Below are 15,390 nucleotides of genomic sequence, written 5' to 3'. Positions count from 1 at the left end.
CTACTTCACCGCGACCTGCGAGATGTCCAACACACCGGTCCAGTCGCTGATCACGACGTTCTTGATGTCGTCGCCGTACAGCCGCTTGTAGACCGGGTGGAACAGCGGCACGGTCAGCGCCTGCTCACCGATCTTCTTGTCCAGTGCGCCCCATCGCTTGGCGGCAGCGTCAAGATCGGTCAACTTGTTGATCGCGTCAATCTCGTCATTGACCGACTTGTCGTTCAACAGGCCCGTGTTGAAGTTCGATCCATCCTTGACGATCTGACGGCCGTCGAAGATCGGGGCGAGGAAGGGACCGCCGGAGGGCCAGTCGGCACCCCAGTGGGCGAGGAAGAAGCCGGGCTCGGTCTTCACGTTGTGGATCTTGTCCGAGTAGTCGTTGTCCTCCAGACCCTCCAGCTTGACGGTGATACCGGCCTTCTTGAGCGCGTCCTGGATGGCCGTCGCGATCTCCGGGCTGGTCTCGAAGTCCTTGGCGTTGGAGTGGGTCAGCGTGACGGTGAGCCCGTTCGGGTAACCGGCCTCCTTCAGCAGCTCCTTGGCCTTGGCGGCATCGCCGGCCTCGCCCGCCGGGAACAGGTCGTACGGGGTGTAGCCGAAGGACTTCTGGTCCGGCAGGAAGGTGGTGGCGGCCTCGGCGAGCGCCGATCCACCGGCCGCGTTGACCACGGACGACCGGTCGATGGCGTACGAGATCGCCTGCCGCACCTTGACGTTGTCGAACGGCTTGACCGTCGGGTTGAACGCTATGTAGTTGGTGTAGCCGAAGTGTCCGGTACCGACGCGAGCAGCAAGCTCCTTGTCACCGCTCACCTTGGCGAGCTCGGCCGGGCCGAGGTTGGTGTCCGTGGTGACCGCGGCCGCGTCCGCGCCCTGCGACGAGGAGAGCCGCTGGTTGATCACGGACGAGTCGAGCCCGGACCGTACGTCGATCCTGTCCGGGTACGCCTTGCGCTCGGCGTCCGTCGAGGCGGACCAGTGGGTGTTGCGCGCCAGCACGAGCCGCTCACCGTCGTTCTCGTTCGAGACGACCTTGTACGGCCCGGACGAGACCGGGTGCTCCTCGTACTTCGTCCCCGTGTCCTTGGCCTTCGGGACGGGCGTGAACTGGGTCTGCGTGGCCAGGTACGGGAACTCGCCCTCGGGCTTGTTCAGACGGAAGACGATCGTGCGGGAGTCCGGCGTCTCGATCGAGTCGAGCCCGCCCTTGTCCTTGTACGGCCCCTGGTAGTCGGCGCCGCCGATCAGCCAGTCCCTCAGATAGGGCGCACCGCCGGAGAGCTCGGCGGCGAAGGAGCGCTCGATGCCGTACTTGATGTCGGCCGAGGTGATCGCGGTGCCGTCCTCGTACTTGAGGCCCTTCTTCAGGGTGTACGTCCACACCGTCGCGTCCTTGTTGGGGCGCCCGGTGTCGGTGGCGAGGTCCGGGACGACCTCGGCGCCGGCCGCGCCGTCCTCCCGGTTGCGGGTGGTGAGCGTACGGAAGACCAGGGAGGGCACGTTGCCGCCGCCGGAGGTGTACAGCCGGGCCGGGTCGAAGTCCTGCTGCGGGTTGGAGTTCAGGACCGTGAGCGTGCCGCCCTTGTGGGGCGTGGAGTCGCCGCCGGAGCTCTTGGCATCGTTGTCCTCAGGCCCGCAGGCGGCGGCGCCCGCTGCCAGGACCAGGGCCAGCGAAACGCTCGCCATGCGGGCGCTGTGTACGGACGGTTGACGCATCGGAGACGACCTCTCGGATGATGAGTCCCGGACCGATCTCGGATCGCGAGACAGATTGACAAGGGGTGAGACGAAAGTGAACAGACGTCTGCCCCGGCGTCGGGTCGTCGAAGAAGTCGAAGGACCGTGACTCCGTCACGGGAAGAACGAAATTCGCGACGCGCGCCTGGAGGCGGGCGTCAGCGACAGAGAATGTCGGCCACGCAGAGCGGGGTCACACCGATCAGCGCCAGCTCGATGGCGGCGCGCACGGAGGCGGGACGGGGCGACATGCGCAGAAATATGTACGACTTTTCTGCGCATGTCAACGTGACGTCGGTGCCGTGCGTCAACTCCCGGGATACGGCCAGGCATTGGCCCGGCAGTGGATCCCGTCATGGTCGAGGAACTTGGTCTGCTGCTGCATGACCGGGGCGAGGTCGCCGTCCTTGTCACAGGTGACGTGGCTGTAGCCGAGCCGGTGGCCGACCTCATGATTGATCAACATTTGCCGGTACGCATACATCTTGTCGCCGTATGTCTTCGACCCCTGCGCCCATCGATACGCATTGATCATCACGCGGTCCGTGGAGGCCGAGTCACAGGACACGTTGTCCTCGGTCGTGTCCAGGCCGGACTTGGCGCACCAGTCGGCGGTGGTGCCGGGGCTGGCGAGCGTGATCACGAAGTCGGGCTTGCCGGAGTAGACGCGCTCGAAGGTGCGGGCGCCGTTGTGGGCCCAGCTCCGGTCGTCGTTGAGCGTCTTCTGCACGGCCTGCGCGAAGAGTTCGCCGTCGAGGCCGAGCCCCTGCTCCACGTCCACGCGGTACGTGTACTTCTGCCCCGCGCCGGGCGCCCGGTCGACGCCGGCGATCGCGTCGAACTTGCCGGAGCCGTCGAGCGTGGCGCTGAGCGCGTACTTCTTGTCCATCTGCTGCGCGTACGTCAGCGTCGCCGCGCTCGGCGAGGTGGAGGGCGTCGGCCGTCCGTCCGCTCGCGAGGTGCCGTCACGGGCGTCCCGGGCCTGGTCGGTGGCCGACTGCGTCCGTACGTCGTCGCGCCCGTCGGCGACCTGACCGGCCACGACGACGGCCAGCACCGTCGTGACGGCGAGGGCCGCGATCCCCGCGAAGGTCCGCCCCTTGCCGCCCTTGGCCTGCGCGGGCCTACCGGTGGGCGGCGGGTTGTCGGCGTCTGCCTGGGTGTCGTTCTCGATGCCCGTCGTCCCGGCCCAGTCGGTGACGGAGGCGTACGGGTCGGAGCCGGACGTACGCGGCGAGAAGACGTCGTCTTCCTCTTCGAAGGCGTCGACGTAGTCCTGACGCGGTCCGCCCGGACGCGCCTGTCGCTGCCGCGGTATCTGGACGCCGGGCCCGGCCGGAGCCTCGTGCCCGACCCCGCCCCGACCCCTCGACTCGCCCCAGCCGCCCCCGGGTTCACGCTGCTCGGGATGCGCACCCCGAACTTGGGAGACACCGCGCGCGGGCGTGGCGTCGGCGTAACGGGGGAAGCCGTGCGCGGGCGTGCCGTCGGGAAGCCTCGGAAAGCCGTGGGCAGGCGTGCCGTCGGGAAGGCGCGGCACACCCCGAGCCGGCGTCCCGTCAGGAAGCCTCGGAAAGCCATGCGCGGGCGTCCCGTCAGGAAGCCTCGGAAAGCCATGCGCGGGCGTCCCGTCAGGAAGCCTCGGAAAACCGTGCGCCGGCGTCCCGTCAGAAAACCTCGGTGCACCTCGATCAGAGGAACCGTCAGAAACCCTCGGTGCACCGCGACCAGAGGAACCGTCAGAAAGCCCTGACGCACCTCGATCCGAGGGCCCAGGCACCCTCGGCACACCCCGAGCCGGAGTACCCTCCGAACCGCCCTTGACCGCGCCCTTGGGCGCAGCCCCCCGCCGACTGTGGCGTCCCACCTCGCCCCTCAGCTCCCCGCGCTCTCGACGGCGGCCCCCGCCACTGCGCTCAACTCGCCGGTGTCGGTGAGGAGTTCACGGAAGGCCCGCGCCACCTCTTCGGGGTACTCCATCATCGCCACGTGCCCGGCATCCGGCAAGGACAGCAGCCGGGCGGCGGGAAAGGAGCGGGCCGCCTTCTGGCTCATGCGGTAGCCGACGAGCTGGTCCCGGCCGCCGTAGATGAGAAGGGTCGGCGCGAGGACCCGCTCGGCCTGGCGCCACAGTCCGTGCTGGCCACCCAGCGTGTAGGCGTTGACGATCCCGCGCGCGGAGCGTGCCATCGCGTCCCAGAAGTACGGCAGTTGCAGCCGCCGCGACATCTCCTCCACGGCGTTGTCGAATTCCTCGGGCGTCACGCGCCCGCGATCGCCGTAGCAGAGCGCCATCACCCCGCGCACCCGCTGCTCCGCGGACCAGTCCCTGCTGTACCGGGTGAACAGGGTCGCCACGCCGGGCAGCGCCAGCAGCGCCGTGGGTACGGCGGTGGGCTGGATGCGCAGCTCCGGAAGGGCGGGCGACACGAGCGTGAGCGTGCGGACGAGATCGGGGCGCACGGCGGCGACCCGGGTGGTGACCGCGCCGCCCAGCGAGTTGCCGAGCAGGTGCACGGGCCCGCGCGCGGAGGAGTCCAGATAGCGGATCACCGCGCGGGCGTGCGCGGTGATCGAGTAGTCGCCGTCGTCCGGTGGTGGGGAGTCGCCGAAGCCGGGGAGGTCGAGGGCCTCGCTGTCGACGTACTCGTCGAGCAGGGGCATCAGCCCCGACCAGTTCTGCGAGGAGCCGCCGAGTCCATGGACGTACAGCGCGGGCGGCAGGCCTTCACGCGCCGGCGGTCTCGACCGCACCGTCAGCGTGATTCCCGGCAACCCCACCGACCTCAGCCGCTCACCCTCGGCGACCCTGACGGGCGACACCTTCGGGAGCGCACTGCTGGCCGGTGCGGACGGGAACTCGGTCGAAGACATGCAGCAATGTTACGAGACGATCACGCAGTGGTTCATGTGTTCGCCATCACAGGCCCCGCCCGGATCACGAACGGCCCACGCCCCGCGCCACTCGGACGCACCGCGTCACGATCCGGACGCGGATCGCATAGCGTCCGGATCAGGTGTCTCCTAGGCTCGTATTGAGGGCACCCGCATGTGGCCCCTGCTTCCCCAGGGACGTTCCTAGGAAGGGAGCCCGTCATGGCCGTAGACCCGACAGACCCCGAGACGTTCGAGGACTTCGAGGTGGGCGAGGAGGAGATCGACGTCGAGGCCCCGGAAGGCGATGCCGCCGAGCAGCAGGCCGAGATCGCGGCGGACCGCGACGACTCACTGACCGGCGCCGACCCGGACCGGGGCAGCGAGGCGGACCTCATCGAACAGGCCCGCGTGGTCTCACTGGACGAGGACGACTATCGGTGAGCAGCGGCAAGGCGGCATAATGCCCGACCCACCCCTGTTTAAAACCTTTCATACCGCTTTCGTAGCCGTCCGGTCCGTGAAATTCTGCGCTCGCACCGCGCACACCACGGTTACCGAAAAGTACGATGGCCGCGCGGCGCACACCGCATGTGGACGACATTGGGAGGCGGCGTGACAGCCATCGAGCAGACAGAGGCGGCACGCCCGCGGGGCACACGCCTGCCGCGCCGTGCCCGACGGAACCAACTGCTGGGCGCCGCCCAGGAAGTCTTCGTGGCGCAGGGCTACCACGCGGCCGCGATGGACGACATCGCCGAGCGCGCCGGCGTCAGCAAGCCGGTGCTCTACCAGCACTTCCCGGGCAAGCTCGACCTGTATCTCGCCCTCCTGGACCAGCACTGCGAATCGCTGATCCAGTCCGTACGGAGCGCGCTGGCGTCGACGACCGACAACAAGCAGCGCGTACGGGCGACGATGGACGCGTACTTCGCGTACGTCGAGGACGACGGCGGCGCCTTCCGTCTGGTCTTCGAGTCCGACCTGACGAACGAGCCCGCCGTGCGCGAGCGCGTCGACAAGGTCACCAACGAGTGTGCCGAGGCGATCTGTGAGGTCATCGCCGAGGACACCGGGCTCTCGCGTGCCGAGTCCATGCTGCTCGCGTCCGGCCTCGGCGGACTCGCCCAGGTGGTGGCGCGTTCCTGGCTGCACAGCGACCGCAGCGTCCCGCGCGATCAGGCGGTCCAGCTGCTCGCCTCGCTGGCCTGGCGGGGCATCGCCGGTTTCCCGCTGCACGGCAGCGAGCACCACTGACCGCCCGTTTGTTCCCACCCGCTGTTCGCTCCTGGCGTTCCCCTGCGCAACGTGCGGATCCCCTCACCGGGCTAATGTGTGCTGCGTACGGCGCGCAGGGTCGCGCACTTCACTGACCGTCGGAGGGACATAGCCGTGGAGGTCAAGATCGGCGTGCTGCACACGCCCCGCGAGATCGTTCTGGAGAGCGGGCAGAGTGCCGAGGAGGTCGAGCGGGTGGTGGCCGAGGCCCTCGCCGGCAAGTCGCAGCTGCTGAGCCTCGTGGACGAGCACGGCCGCAAGATCCTGGTCCCGGCCGACCGTCTCGCATACGTCGAGATCGGCGAGCCGGCCCCGCGCAAGGTGGGCTTCGGCGCGCTGTAGTTCACGCCTGAGGGGAAGGGCCCGGCGGTCGGTCGACCGCCGGGTCCTTCCCCTTTTCCCGCACCCGCCGCAGGCGGCGAATTCCTTCACGGACGGAGCACATCCCGCGCACAGGGGAGGATTGCATTCCGCAGGTCACGGGTATGACGGGCTACGTCCGTGGTGCGCAGGCAGGCCGTGTGGGAGGGACCCCGTCATGATCTTGGAAGCGCTTGGCTCCGCCGTGCTCGGCCTGGTGTTGGCCTCGGCCGCGATCCATCGCCTCTCGCACCGCCTCCCCGTCCGCTCGCTGGTCCTCTCGACAGGCATCGCCGGCGGCCTCTTCGGCGCCTTCCTCACCCACAGCGCGCTGGGCGCGGGCCACGTCCTGCTGATCATGGCCGGCGCGGTGGCCGTCTCCGCGGCCTCGCTGTCGCTGCTGCTGCGCCCCGCGGGAAGACTGCGCCGCCGATCGGCGACGGCGTAAAGGACAACCGCGCGGAACCTTGAGAACGCCGTCTGGGAAGCGCCCCGAAAGGGGCGCGGGGCTGTGCCGATATGCGGCTCCGCCGCGCGAGCGCGACCAGCCCCCGCGGACCCGCAGCCGCGAAACAACCGAAGCACCCCCGAGCGGAGCGCTACGCAGCCAAGCCCAGCGCAGCCATCCGCTTGGTGTGCGCCTCGGTGATCCGCGAGAACATCCTGCCGACCTCGGCGAGGTCGAACCCGTCGGCCACCCCGCCCACGAGCATCGTCGACAGGGCGTCCCGGTCGGCGACGACCCGCTGGGACTGCGACAGGGCCTCGCCCATCAACCGCCGCGCCCACAGCGCGAGCCGACCACCCACACGAGGGTCGGCGTCGATCGCCGCCCGCACCTTCTCCACGGCGAAACCGGCGTGCCCGGTGTCGTCGAGCACGGCCAGGACGAGTTCACGGCTGTCCGAGTCGAGCCGGGCGGCGACCTCGCGGTAGAAGTCACTGGCGATCGAGTCGCCGACGTAGGCCTTGACCAGGCCCTCCAGCCAGTCCGAGGGCGCCGTCTGCTTATGGAAGCCGTCGAGCGCGGCCACGAACGGCTCCATCGCCCGGGTCGGCTCCTCGCCGATCTCCGTGAGCCGGTCCCGCAGCCTCTCGAAGTGGTGGAACTCGGCCGACGCCATCTTCGCCAGCTCCGCCTTGTCCGCCAGGGTCGGCGCCAGCTTGGCGTCCTCCGCCAGCCGCTCGAACGCCGCCAGCTCTCCGTACGCGAGCGCACCGAGCAGGTCGACGACCGCGGCGCGGTACTGCGGGTCGGCGGCGGCCTTCGCCCAGCCCTGGGCGGCGACTCCGGTGTGTGCTGCGGGGTCGGCGGCTGCGCCGGAGGTCTCCGAGGCGTTTTCAGGCTTGTCAGAGGTCGTCATGAAGCGCACAATAGCCCGCTCGCCGCACGAGGGAAGTCCCTGGTCAGTCACTGTGACGACGACGACGCGAAGTGGTGTGACGACCACAACGTGACCGAATCGGCCATCGCATGTGCGCGTTTCCGGGGTATGGTGGTAATGCGCCTGCTGAGTACTTCGACGTAGCTCGACGGTATCTCGACGGGCCGCACGTATGAGGATGCCCGGTCGGTGGCCCGATCGGCTCCGACCTGACAGCTCTCCACGGCCGTACGTCACTCTGCGTACGAAGCTTGGAGGGACCCTCAGCGGTTCGAGCGCTAGAGCGTCGGCAGAGGTCTCCCGTGCCATACGGCTCGCCGTAAGGCAGCCGACGTCCCCGGCACGGTCTGACACGACCCCCGCGCTCGCCTCGCGCCGCGTACACAGAAGAGGCAGCACCCTGACTACGACTTTCCGAGAGCTCGGGATCCTTTCCGAGACCGCCGAGGCCCTTGAAGCCGTCGGCATCATCAATCCGTTCCCCATCCAGGAGATGACGCTCCCCGTCGCCCTCTCGGGCACCGACGTCATCGGCCAGGCCAAGACCGGCACCGGCAAGACGCTGGGCTTCGGCCTTCCGCTTCTCGAGCGCGTCACCGTCCCCGCCGACGTCGAGGCCGGGCGCGCCAAGCCCGAGGCCCTCACCGACGCCCCGCAGGCACTCGTCGTCGTCCCGACGCGCGAGCTGTGCACACAGGTGACGAACGACCTGCTGACCGCGGGCAAGGTGCGCAACGTCCGCGTCCTCGCCATCTACGGCGGCCGGGCCTACGAGCCTCAGGTCGAGGCCCTCAAGAAGGGCGTCGACGTGATCGTCGGCACCCCGGGCCGGCTGCTGGACCTCGCGGGCCAGAAGAAGCTCAACCTCAAGCACATCAAGGCGCTCGTCCTCGACGAGGCCGACGAGATGCTCGACCTGGGCTTCCTGCCCGACGTCGAGAAGATCATCAACATGCTGCCGGCCCGTCGTCAGACGATGCTGTTCTCGGCGACCATGCCGGGCGCGGTCATCGGTCTCGCGCGCCGCTACATGTCGCAGCCCACGCACATCCGCGCCACGGCGCCGGACGACGAGGGCCAGACGGTCCGCAACACCGAGCAGTTCGTCTACCGCGCGCACAACATGGACAAGCCGGAGATGGTCTCGCGGATACTGCAGGCCGACGGCCGCGGTCTCGTGATGGTCTTCTGCCGCACCAAGCGCACGGCGGCGGACCTCGCCGACCAGCTTCAGCAGCGCGGCTTCGCCTCCGGCGCGGTCCACGGCGACCTCGGCCAGGGCGCCCGTGAGCAGGCGCTGCGCGCCTTCCGCAACGGCAAGGTGGACGTACTGGTCTGCACCGACGTCGCCGCCCGCGGCATCGACGTCGAGGGCGTCACGCACGTCATCAACTACCAGTCCCCCGAGGACGAGAAGACGTACCTGCACCGCATCGGCCGTACGGGCCGTGCGGGTGCCAAGGGCATCGCGATCACCCTCGTCGACTGGGACGACATCCCGCGCTGGCAGCTCATCAACAAGGCGCTGGACCTCGGTTTCAACGACCCGCCGGAGACGTACTCCACGTCCCCGCACCTCTTCGAGGAACTGAACATCCCCGCGGGCACCAAGGGTGTCCTGCCGCGCTCGGAGCGCACGCGCGCCGGGCTCGCGGCCGAGGAGGTCGAGGACCTCGGTGAGACGGGCGGCCGCGGTCCGCGCGGCCGCGGTGGTCGCGGCGACCGGGGCGAGTCCCGTTCCGCCGACCGCGAGCGCCCGGCCCGTACGCCGCGTCGTCGCCGTCGTACGCGCGGCGGGTCCACGCTGGACGACACGGCTCCCGCCGGGACCGCCCCCGCCCCCGCGGCGGAGACCACCTCGGACGAGGTGACCGGTCCCCGCACCCCGAGGCGCCGTCGCCGTACCCGCGCCGGAGGTGCCGAGCCGGTGGCGACGGCCACGCAAGCGATCAACGAGCCCGCGGAAAGCGCCGTGGCGACGGCGGAGGGTCCGGCCCTGGACGCCTCCGAGGCCCCGGTGAAGCAGCGCCGCCGCCGTACGCGCAAGTCGGCGGAGCCGGAGGTCACGGTCGAGTCGGCTGTACAGGTGTCGGAGGCTCCGGCGGCTGCCGAGGCCCCCGAGGCTCCGGCCCCGCGCCGCCGCACCCGCAAGGCCGCCGCCACGGCCGCGGCCGAGACCGCGGTCGACACGGCGGAAGGCGCGGAGGAGACCAAGCCGCGCCGCACCCGCAAGGCCACCGCCACCGCCGAGACGGTGGAGGCCACGGAAGCGAAGCCGCGCCGCACCCGCAAGACCGCGGCCACGGCCGAGGCCGCGGTGGACACCGCAGAGGGCACGGAGGAGGCCAAGCCGCGCCGCCGCACCCGTAAGACCGCGGCTGCCGCGGAAGCGGCGGTCGACACGGCCGAGGGCACGGAGGCCAAGCCCAAGGTCCGCCGCACCCGCAAGGCCGCCGTCGCCACCGAGGCGCCGGACGCCGTGGAGGCCAAGCCGCGCCGTACGCGCAAGGCCGCCGCGACCACCGAGGCGCCGGAGGCCACCGAGCCGAAGGCGCGCCGTACTCGGAAGACCGCGGCCGAGGCAGCGGTCGACACCGCCGACGGTACGGAGGCCAAGCCCAAGGTCCGCCGCACCCGCAAGGCCGTCGCGACCGCCGAGACGGCGGAGATTCCGGCGCAGGCCACGCAGGAGCCGGAGACCGCCCCGCGCCGCCGTACCCGCAAGGCGACGACGGCCACCGAGGCACCGGAATCCACGGAGCCCAAGCCGCGCCGCACCCGCAAGGCCACGGCCGCCGCGGAGCCCGCGGAGAGCTGACCTCGCACCCCGATATGGCCCGGCCCCGCATCTCGCGGGACCGGGCCATCGGCGTTCTAGGGCGGGCAGAGACCAGAAGACGCCAACACCACCGCGGGCACGCAAGCCACAGTCGACTCGCACGGCACCCGCACCGCCCGCCCGCCCCCACGACGGCCAGGAACCGGCCTCCGGCGGAGTCGCCCCGCCCGATAGCCTCACCCCGTGACCAGCTCAGCGCCCGCCCCCCTGCCGGCCGTTCCCCCGCCGCCCGGCGCCCGTCTGCACCGGCTGCGCACCGCTCGCGGTGAGTTCGCTGCCGTCGACTCGCCCGTGTCCTCCGGTGTCGAGCCGAGGGGTGTCGTGCTGATGCTGCCCGGATTCACGGGCAGCAAGGAGGACTTCACGCTGCTGCACGAGCCGCTGACCGTACGCGGTTACCGGGTCGTGGCTCTGGACGGACGCGGACAGTACGAGTCCGACGGTCCGGAGAGCGATGAATCGGCGTATGCACAGGACGAGTTGGCGAAGGACGTCCTCGCGCAGGCTGCGGCACTCGGCACGCCCGTGCACCTTGTCGGGCACTCCCTCGGCGGCCAGATCGCCCGCGCCGCAGTCCTCGTCGACCACACCCCCTTTCGCTCGCTCACCCTCGTCTCCTCGGGCCCGGCGCAGGTCTCCGACTCCCAGCGGCAGCGCGTCAAACTGCTGCGGGACACACTCGCGGTGCTGACGATGACCGAGGTGTGGGAGGCGATCCTGGCCATGGGCCCCCCGGAGGAGGTCGGCGGTCCGGCCCGCGGACTCGGCGACATGGACCAGCTCCGCCGCCGCTGGCTGGGCAACAAGCCCGCCCAACTCATCGCGACGGGCCGTCAGTTGTGCACCGAGCCGGACCGCGTGGCCGAACTCGCCACCGTCCCGCTCCCGTTCCACGTGCTGTCGGGCTCCCGCGACGACACCTGGCCGGTGACCCTCCTCGACGACATGGCCGTGACGCTGAAGGCGCGCCGCACGGTCGTGGCCGGCGCGGAGCACTCACCCAACATGGACCAGCCACTCCCCACAGCCCACGCCCTGGCGGACTTCTGGGACACGACCGACCACCGATGAAACACAGGGCCGCGGGGCTGTATCGATGTGCGGCTCCGCCGCGTGGGCCCGCCCAGCCACGACGCACCCGCAGACGACCGAACGACCCGTCGCGGAGCGCTCAGTACTGCGTCTGAAGGTGCTCCCAGAACCCATCCCGCAGCGCCCGCCGCAGATCCGCCTGGCCGCGCAGCGAGTACTGGAGAAGCCCCTCCGCCTCCACCAGCAGGTCCTGGTCCACCGACCCGGGCAGATACGGATGCCCGGGCAACAGCTCCACCAGCGACTCCCGGCCGCGCGCCGCCAGCCACTTCGCCGCGATCTGCGCGCCGACGAACCGCACGTCCTCACGGCTGGGCCGGGTCGCCGTGGCGTCGTAGGCGGTTGCGGTGCGCCGGGCGACGTACGGCTTGAAGAAGTCGAGGTCGAAGGTGCGCTGGCTGTCGACCTCCCAGAGCAGCGGCTCCGCCTGGTTGCGGCCCTCCGGTGCCTCGATGCCCCACAGGTGCACCCGCGCGCCGTACCCTTGCGCCGCCTCCACGGCCGACACCAGGTCCTCGTCGCCGCCGAGCAGGGCCGCGTCGCTGATCGCGCGGTGCCGGGCGAGTGACTCGAGGTCGGAGCGGATCAATGAATCCACGCCCTTTTGCTGGTTGTTGGCGTTGAGGTTGCCCAGGCGGACCTTGACGTCGGGGAGTTCGGCGATGGACTGCTGCTCGGCCGTGTGGATGCGGCGCCGGGCGCCGTCGTACCAGTAGACCCGCAGCAGCCGGCTGTCCGCGAAGATCGTGCGGGCCTTGTCGATGAGTGCCTCGATCAGTCCCTCGGCGTCGAGGTCGAAGGCCCGCCGGTCCTCGGTCCCGGCGACGAGCCGGCCCGCGGCCGCGTACAGATACCCGGCGTCGACGAAGATCGCATGCGTCGAGGGCGTCTTCGCCACCTCGGCGAGCATGCGCTGGAGCAGCTCGTTGGTGCGGTCGATGCGGGCGCCGAGCGCCGCGAGGTCGTCGTTCATCGCCTCCATTGTCCCGGCGGTCACGCTGCGAACACAACCGGTCCCAATGGGTCTCCGAAGACTCCTATACCAGTCAGTAGTTAGCCGTTCGAAAAATTTCTTTAGCGTAGGGAATGTTTGTAACACGCAGCTCGTTGACTACGCATGTAAAGCAATTCTCCTCAGGAGGATGACCAGACGAAGGGAGAAGCCATGCGCTTCGAAATCATGCGACTCGACGACGTCGACGGCACGCCCGTGGACTGCACCGTTGTGGACGCCGCCTCCGTCAACCGGATCGTTCAGCAGGCCGCGGCCATAGGCCAGCGGCTGTGGATCCGTCCGGCCGACACCACGGCCTCGTAACAGACGCGGATCACCGCAGAAGCTTCAGAGCCCCCGCCCGGCACCTACGCCGGACGGGGGCTCTGCGCTTGCACGGGGTTCAGCTCCCCTGGACCACCTGCGTGACACCGTTGATGATCTGCTGCACGGCGATCGCGGACAGCATCATTCCCGCGAGCCGGGTCACCAGGACCACGCCGCCGTCCTTGATGACCCTGATGATCAGCAGCGAGTACCGCATCACCAGCCACAGCACGACATGGATGGCCACGATCGCCGACCACACCGACACCTGAGTGGCGACGCTGTCGGCCTTCTGCACCGCGAGGATGACGGAGACGATCGCACCGGGCCCGGCGAGCAGCGGCATGCCGAGCGGTACGAGCGCGACGTTCACGTCCTTCGTCTGCTTCGGCTCGTCCGTCTTGCCGGTGAGCAGGTCGAGCGCGATCAGCAGAAGCAGCAGCCCGCCCGCGATCATCAGGGCGGGGACGGAGACGTGCAGGTAGTCGAGGATCTGATGGCCCAGGAGCCCGAACACGGTGATCACACCGCCGGCGACACAGACGGCCTGGAAGGCCATCCGCTTCTGCACCTTGACGGGGCGGCCCGAGGTCAGCGCAAGGAAGATCGGGGTGATCCCGGGGGGATCCATGATGACAAAAAGGGTGAGGAAGAGAGAGCCGAAGACGGCGACGTCGAACATGGGTGAGCCTTGCGGAAGAGGGGGACTGGTCAGCGGGGTCGAGCCTCAGGCTCCGCCGGTCCCCGGCACGGGAAACGCCCCCGTCGCCCGGCGCGTGATCTCCCCGTACACCTCGGGGTCCGTCGTGTACTCGCCGAGCAGAACCGTCTTCCGGCTGCCGTGGTAGTCGCTGGAGCCGGTCGTCAGCAGACCCAGCTCCTTCGCCAGGCCCCGCAGCCGCTCGCGCGCCTCCGGGTCGTGGTCCATGTGGTCGACCTCGATGCCGTCGAGACCCGCGGCCGCCATCTCGGCGATCGCGGAGTCCGGCACCGTGCGCCCCCGCTTGCCGGCGGCCGGGTGCGCGAACACCGTGACCCCGCCCGCGGCCTTGACCAGCCGGATCGCCTCGAAGGGATCGGTCTCGTGCTTCTCGACGTACGCCCGTCCGCCGTCGGCCAGCCAGTCCTCGGTGAAGGCGTCCCCCACGGTCGGTACGACACCCAGCTCGACCAGCGCGGAGGCGACATGCGGCCGCCCGACGGACCCGTCTTGGGCGATGCGCTCGACCTGCTCCCAGGTCACCGGCACACCCAGCTCATTGAGCTTGGCGATCATCCCCTTGGCCCGCGGCACCCGGTCGTCCCGCACCAGCTCACGCTCCGCAAGCAGCGCCGGCTCCTCGGCGTCGAACAGGTAGGCCAGCATGTGCATGCTGACCCCGTCGATACGACAGGACAGCTCGGCCCCGGTGACGAGCGTCAGCCCCTCGGGCAGCGCGGCGATCGCCTCGCCGTACCCACGGGTGGTGTCGTGATCGGTCAGCGCAACGACGTCCAGCCCGGCAGCGGCAGCGTTCCGCACCAGCTCAGCGGGGGAATCCGTACCGTCGGAAGCGGTGGAGTGGGTGTGCAGGTCTATACGCACGAGTGCGAACTCCAGCGGGTGACGGCAGGGAAGGGGACACCCAAGACTAACGGCTCCCCCACCCACCCAGGGGCGCGGGGAACTGCGCGATCAGCCACAACGGGCGAGCACCCGCACGACAACGCGAGCCACCCGAGCTCTTGGGCGCCCTACGGCTCAAGCAAGCGCGGCGAAAGCGCCCCGCAGGGAACCAGATCCACCTCGGCCCCCGCATCGCGCAGATCCGTCAGCACCAGCTCGTCGTACATCAGCAGCCCCGACTGCTCGGGCCACACAACGGCCCACAGCCACAACCCCCGCGCCTCACCGGCGAACACCGCACGGTCATCGGGCGAGTCGGCGACATGCCACATCGGCGTCGGCCGCCCCGCCGCCAGCACCTTGGCCTGCGGCGGCTTCTCGACGTTCATGGAGGGCCCCGGGTCCGGCCCGTCGATGCCCGCGTAGCGCGCCCCGAGCCCCACGCCGAGCTCCTCGGCGACCAGGATCAACTCCCCCATGCCGCCCAGCGGCCCCGGCCCCGAGCACGCCACGGCCGTCGCACGACCCCCGCTGCGATCGTCGCCCGCGCAGGCCACGCCGGTGAACAACCAGCCGACCGGAAGCGGCCAGGGCATCCACACCGGTACCTGGGTGCGATGCACCACGACGCTGAGGGCCTCGACGCTGGGCGGGATCACGGGCTGCAGCGGATGCACGGTGCCGTGCACATCGCACTGCCAGGAATCGGCGAAGAGTCCGGGAGCCCTGACCCGGCCACCACACTTCGGGCAACTGGGTTCGCCCCTCATAGGGCCCCACGGTCCTACCCCTGCTCCGTCACGTCAAGGACGATCACCCGTCCGGACGGAACGCCTGACCCGCGAAAATAGATGTAGCTTGCATTAATTAGCCGAGCTAACTTAGTATGTGCATA

Annotated in this window: 16 protein-coding genes; 7 read left to right on the top strand and 9 right to left on the bottom strand. The window is 70.0% G+C overall.

Features of this window, described 5'->3' with window-relative positions; all coding sequences use genetic code 11:
• The 4 genes from ACIHFB_RS28570 to ACIHFB_RS28555 all read right to left on the bottom strand — a co-directional run bounded on the left by ACIHFB_RS28570 (position 1) and on the right by ACIHFB_RS28555 (position 4,614).
• Positions 1 to 1,719, bottom strand: a complete 1,719-nt coding sequence (locus ACIHFB_RS28570; RefSeq protein ID WP_365284480.1) for an ABC transporter substrate-binding protein — start codon at positions 1,717 to 1,719, stop codon at positions 1 to 3.
• 179 nt (positions 1,720 to 1,898) lie between these two features.
• A complete protein-coding gene (locus ACIHFB_RS28565; RefSeq protein ID WP_365284478.1) occupies positions 1,899 to 1,991 on the bottom strand; it encodes an Ms4533A family Cys-rich leader peptide in 93 nt (30 codons plus the stop codon).
• Between the two features lie 56 nt (positions 1,992 to 2,047).
• On the bottom strand, positions 2,048 to 3,607 hold the full coding sequence (locus ACIHFB_RS28560; protein ID WP_400128404.1) for a DUF3152 domain-containing protein: 1,560 nt from the start codon (positions 3,605 to 3,607) through the stop codon (positions 2,048 to 2,050).
• Positions 3,608 to 3,615: 8 nt separating this feature from the next.
• Entirely contained in the window at positions 3,616 to 4,614 is a 999-nt protein-coding gene (locus tag ACIHFB_RS28555; RefSeq protein ID WP_365284474.1) for an alpha/beta hydrolase, read from the bottom strand.
• A gap of 222 nt (positions 4,615 to 4,836) precedes the next feature.
• Here ACIHFB_RS28555 and ACIHFB_RS28550 point away from each other — a divergent pair, with 222 nt between their 5' ends.
• The 4 genes from ACIHFB_RS28550 (at position 4,837) to ACIHFB_RS28535 (ending at position 6,700) form a co-directional block, all read left to right on the top strand.
• Complete coding sequence (locus ACIHFB_RS28550; RefSeq protein ID WP_365284472.1) at positions 4,837 to 5,058, top strand: hypothetical protein; 222 nt, start codon at positions 4,837 to 4,839, stop codon at positions 5,056 to 5,058.
• Between the two features lie 171 nt (positions 5,059 to 5,229).
• Positions 5,230 to 5,871, top strand: a complete 642-nt coding sequence (locus ACIHFB_RS28545; protein ID WP_365284470.1) for a TetR/AcrR family transcriptional regulator — start codon at positions 5,230 to 5,232, stop codon at positions 5,869 to 5,871.
• 135 nt (positions 5,872 to 6,006) lie between these two features.
• On the top strand, positions 6,007 to 6,234 hold the full coding sequence (locus ACIHFB_RS28540) for a DUF3107 domain-containing protein (RefSeq protein ID WP_365284468.1): 228 nt from the start codon (positions 6,007 to 6,009) through the stop codon (positions 6,232 to 6,234).
• 196 nt (positions 6,235 to 6,430) lie between these two features.
• Positions 6,431 to 6,700, top strand: a complete 270-nt coding sequence (locus ACIHFB_RS28535) for a hypothetical protein (RefSeq protein WP_365284466.1) — start codon at positions 6,431 to 6,433, stop codon at positions 6,698 to 6,700.
• A 151-nt stretch (positions 6,701 to 6,851) separates the two neighbouring features.
• On the opposite strand, the gene ACIHFB_RS28530 is transcribed toward ACIHFB_RS28535, so the two are convergent.
• Entirely contained in the window at positions 6,852 to 7,625 is a 774-nt protein-coding gene (locus tag ACIHFB_RS28530; RefSeq protein ID WP_365284464.1) for a ferritin-like fold-containing protein, read from the bottom strand.
• 505 nt (positions 7,626 to 8,130) lie between these two features.
• Here ACIHFB_RS28530 and ACIHFB_RS28525 point away from each other — a divergent pair.
• The gene (locus tag ACIHFB_RS28525; RefSeq protein WP_365284462.1) at positions 8,131 to 10,455 is read left to right on the top strand and encodes a DEAD/DEAH box helicase; all 2,325 of its coding nucleotides are present in this window, start codon (positions 8,131 to 8,133) and stop codon (positions 10,453 to 10,455) included.
• A 204-nt stretch (positions 10,456 to 10,659) separates the two neighbouring features.
• On the top strand, positions 10,660 to 11,547 hold the full coding sequence (locus ACIHFB_RS28520; RefSeq protein WP_365284460.1) for an alpha/beta hydrolase: 888 nt from the start codon (positions 10,660 to 10,662) through the stop codon (positions 11,545 to 11,547).
• Positions 11,548 to 11,647: 100 nt separating this feature from the next.
• Here ACIHFB_RS28520 and ACIHFB_RS28515 read toward each other — a convergent pair whose 3' ends face one another.
• Positions 11,648 to 12,541, bottom strand: a complete 894-nt coding sequence (locus ACIHFB_RS28515) for an NYN domain-containing protein (protein ID WP_365284458.1) — start codon at positions 12,539 to 12,541, stop codon at positions 11,648 to 11,650.
• Between the two features lie 192 nt (positions 12,542 to 12,733).
• On the opposite strand from ACIHFB_RS28515, the gene ACIHFB_RS28510 reads away from it, so the two are divergent.
• Positions 12,734 to 12,886, top strand: a complete 153-nt coding sequence (locus tag ACIHFB_RS28510; protein WP_365284456.1) for a hypothetical protein — start codon at positions 12,734 to 12,736, stop codon at positions 12,884 to 12,886.
• Positions 12,887 to 12,965: 79 nt separating this feature from the next.
• Here ACIHFB_RS28510 and ACIHFB_RS28505 read toward each other — a convergent pair whose 3' ends face one another.
• From ACIHFB_RS28505 to ACIHFB_RS28495, 3 genes are all read right to left on the bottom strand, one after another.
• Positions 12,966 to 13,571 (bottom strand): MarC family protein, encoded by a 606-nt coding sequence (locus ACIHFB_RS28505; protein WP_365284454.1) that lies wholly within the window; start codon positions 13,569 to 13,571, stop codon positions 12,966 to 12,968.
• Between the two features lie 45 nt (positions 13,572 to 13,616).
• Positions 13,617 to 14,474 carry a PHP domain-containing protein gene (locus ACIHFB_RS28500; RefSeq protein ID WP_365284452.1) on the bottom strand — a complete coding sequence of 286 codons (858 nt, stop codon included), beginning with the start codon at positions 14,472 to 14,474 and terminating at the stop codon, positions 13,617 to 13,619.
• A 149-nt stretch (positions 14,475 to 14,623) separates the two neighbouring features.
• Positions 14,624 to 15,265, bottom strand: a complete 642-nt coding sequence (locus tag ACIHFB_RS28495; protein WP_365284450.1) for a DUF6758 family protein — start codon at positions 15,263 to 15,265, stop codon at positions 14,624 to 14,626.
• Between the last annotated feature and the right edge of the window lie 125 nt (positions 15,266 to 15,390).

Source organism: Streptomyces sp. NPDC051963, assembly GCF_044593495.1.
Lineage (GTDB): Bacteria > Actinomycetota > Actinomycetes > Streptomycetales > Streptomycetaceae > Streptomyces.
Note: the sequence above shows the minus strand (reverse complement) of the source record. Positions and strands in the feature narration are given on the sequence as shown.

Bases quoted from the DNA above. Each gene is read 5' to 3' on its own strand.
- ACIHFB_RS28565 (WP_365284478.1), bottom strand. From the start codon at position 1,991: ATGTCGCCCCGTCCCGCCTCCGTGCGCGCCGCCATCGAGCTGGCGCTG.
- ACIHFB_RS28550 (WP_365284472.1), top strand. From the start codon at position 4,837: ATGGCCGTAGACCCGACAGACCCCGAGACGTTCGAGGACTTCGAGGTG.
- ACIHFB_RS28515 (WP_365284458.1), bottom strand. From the start codon at position 12,541: ATGAACGACGACCTCGCGGCGCTCGGCGCCCGCATCGACCGCACCAAC.
- ACIHFB_RS28555 (WP_365284474.1), bottom strand. From the start codon at position 4,614: ATGTCTTCGACCGAGTTCCCGTCCGCACCGGCCAGCAGTGCGCTCCCG.
- ACIHFB_RS28525 (WP_365284462.1), top strand. From the start codon at position 8,131: ATGACGCTCCCCGTCGCCCTCTCGGGCACCGACGTCATCGGCCAGGCC.
- ACIHFB_RS28505 (WP_365284454.1), bottom strand. From the start codon at position 13,571: ATGTTCGACGTCGCCGTCTTCGGCTCTCTCTTCCTCACCCTTTTTGTC.
- ACIHFB_RS28570 (WP_365284480.1), bottom strand. From the start codon at position 1,719: ATGCGTCAACCGTCCGTACACAGCGCCCGCATGGCGAGCGTTTCGCTG.
- ACIHFB_RS28535 (WP_365284466.1), top strand. From the start codon at position 6,431: ATGATCTTGGAAGCGCTTGGCTCCGCCGTGCTCGGCCTGGTGTTGGCC.
- ACIHFB_RS28495 (WP_365284450.1), bottom strand. From the start codon at position 15,265: ATGAGGGGCGAACCCAGTTGCCCGAAGTGTGGTGGCCGGGTCAGGGCT.
- ACIHFB_RS28510 (WP_365284456.1), top strand. From the start codon at position 12,734: ATGCGCTTCGAAATCATGCGACTCGACGACGTCGACGGCACGCCCGTG.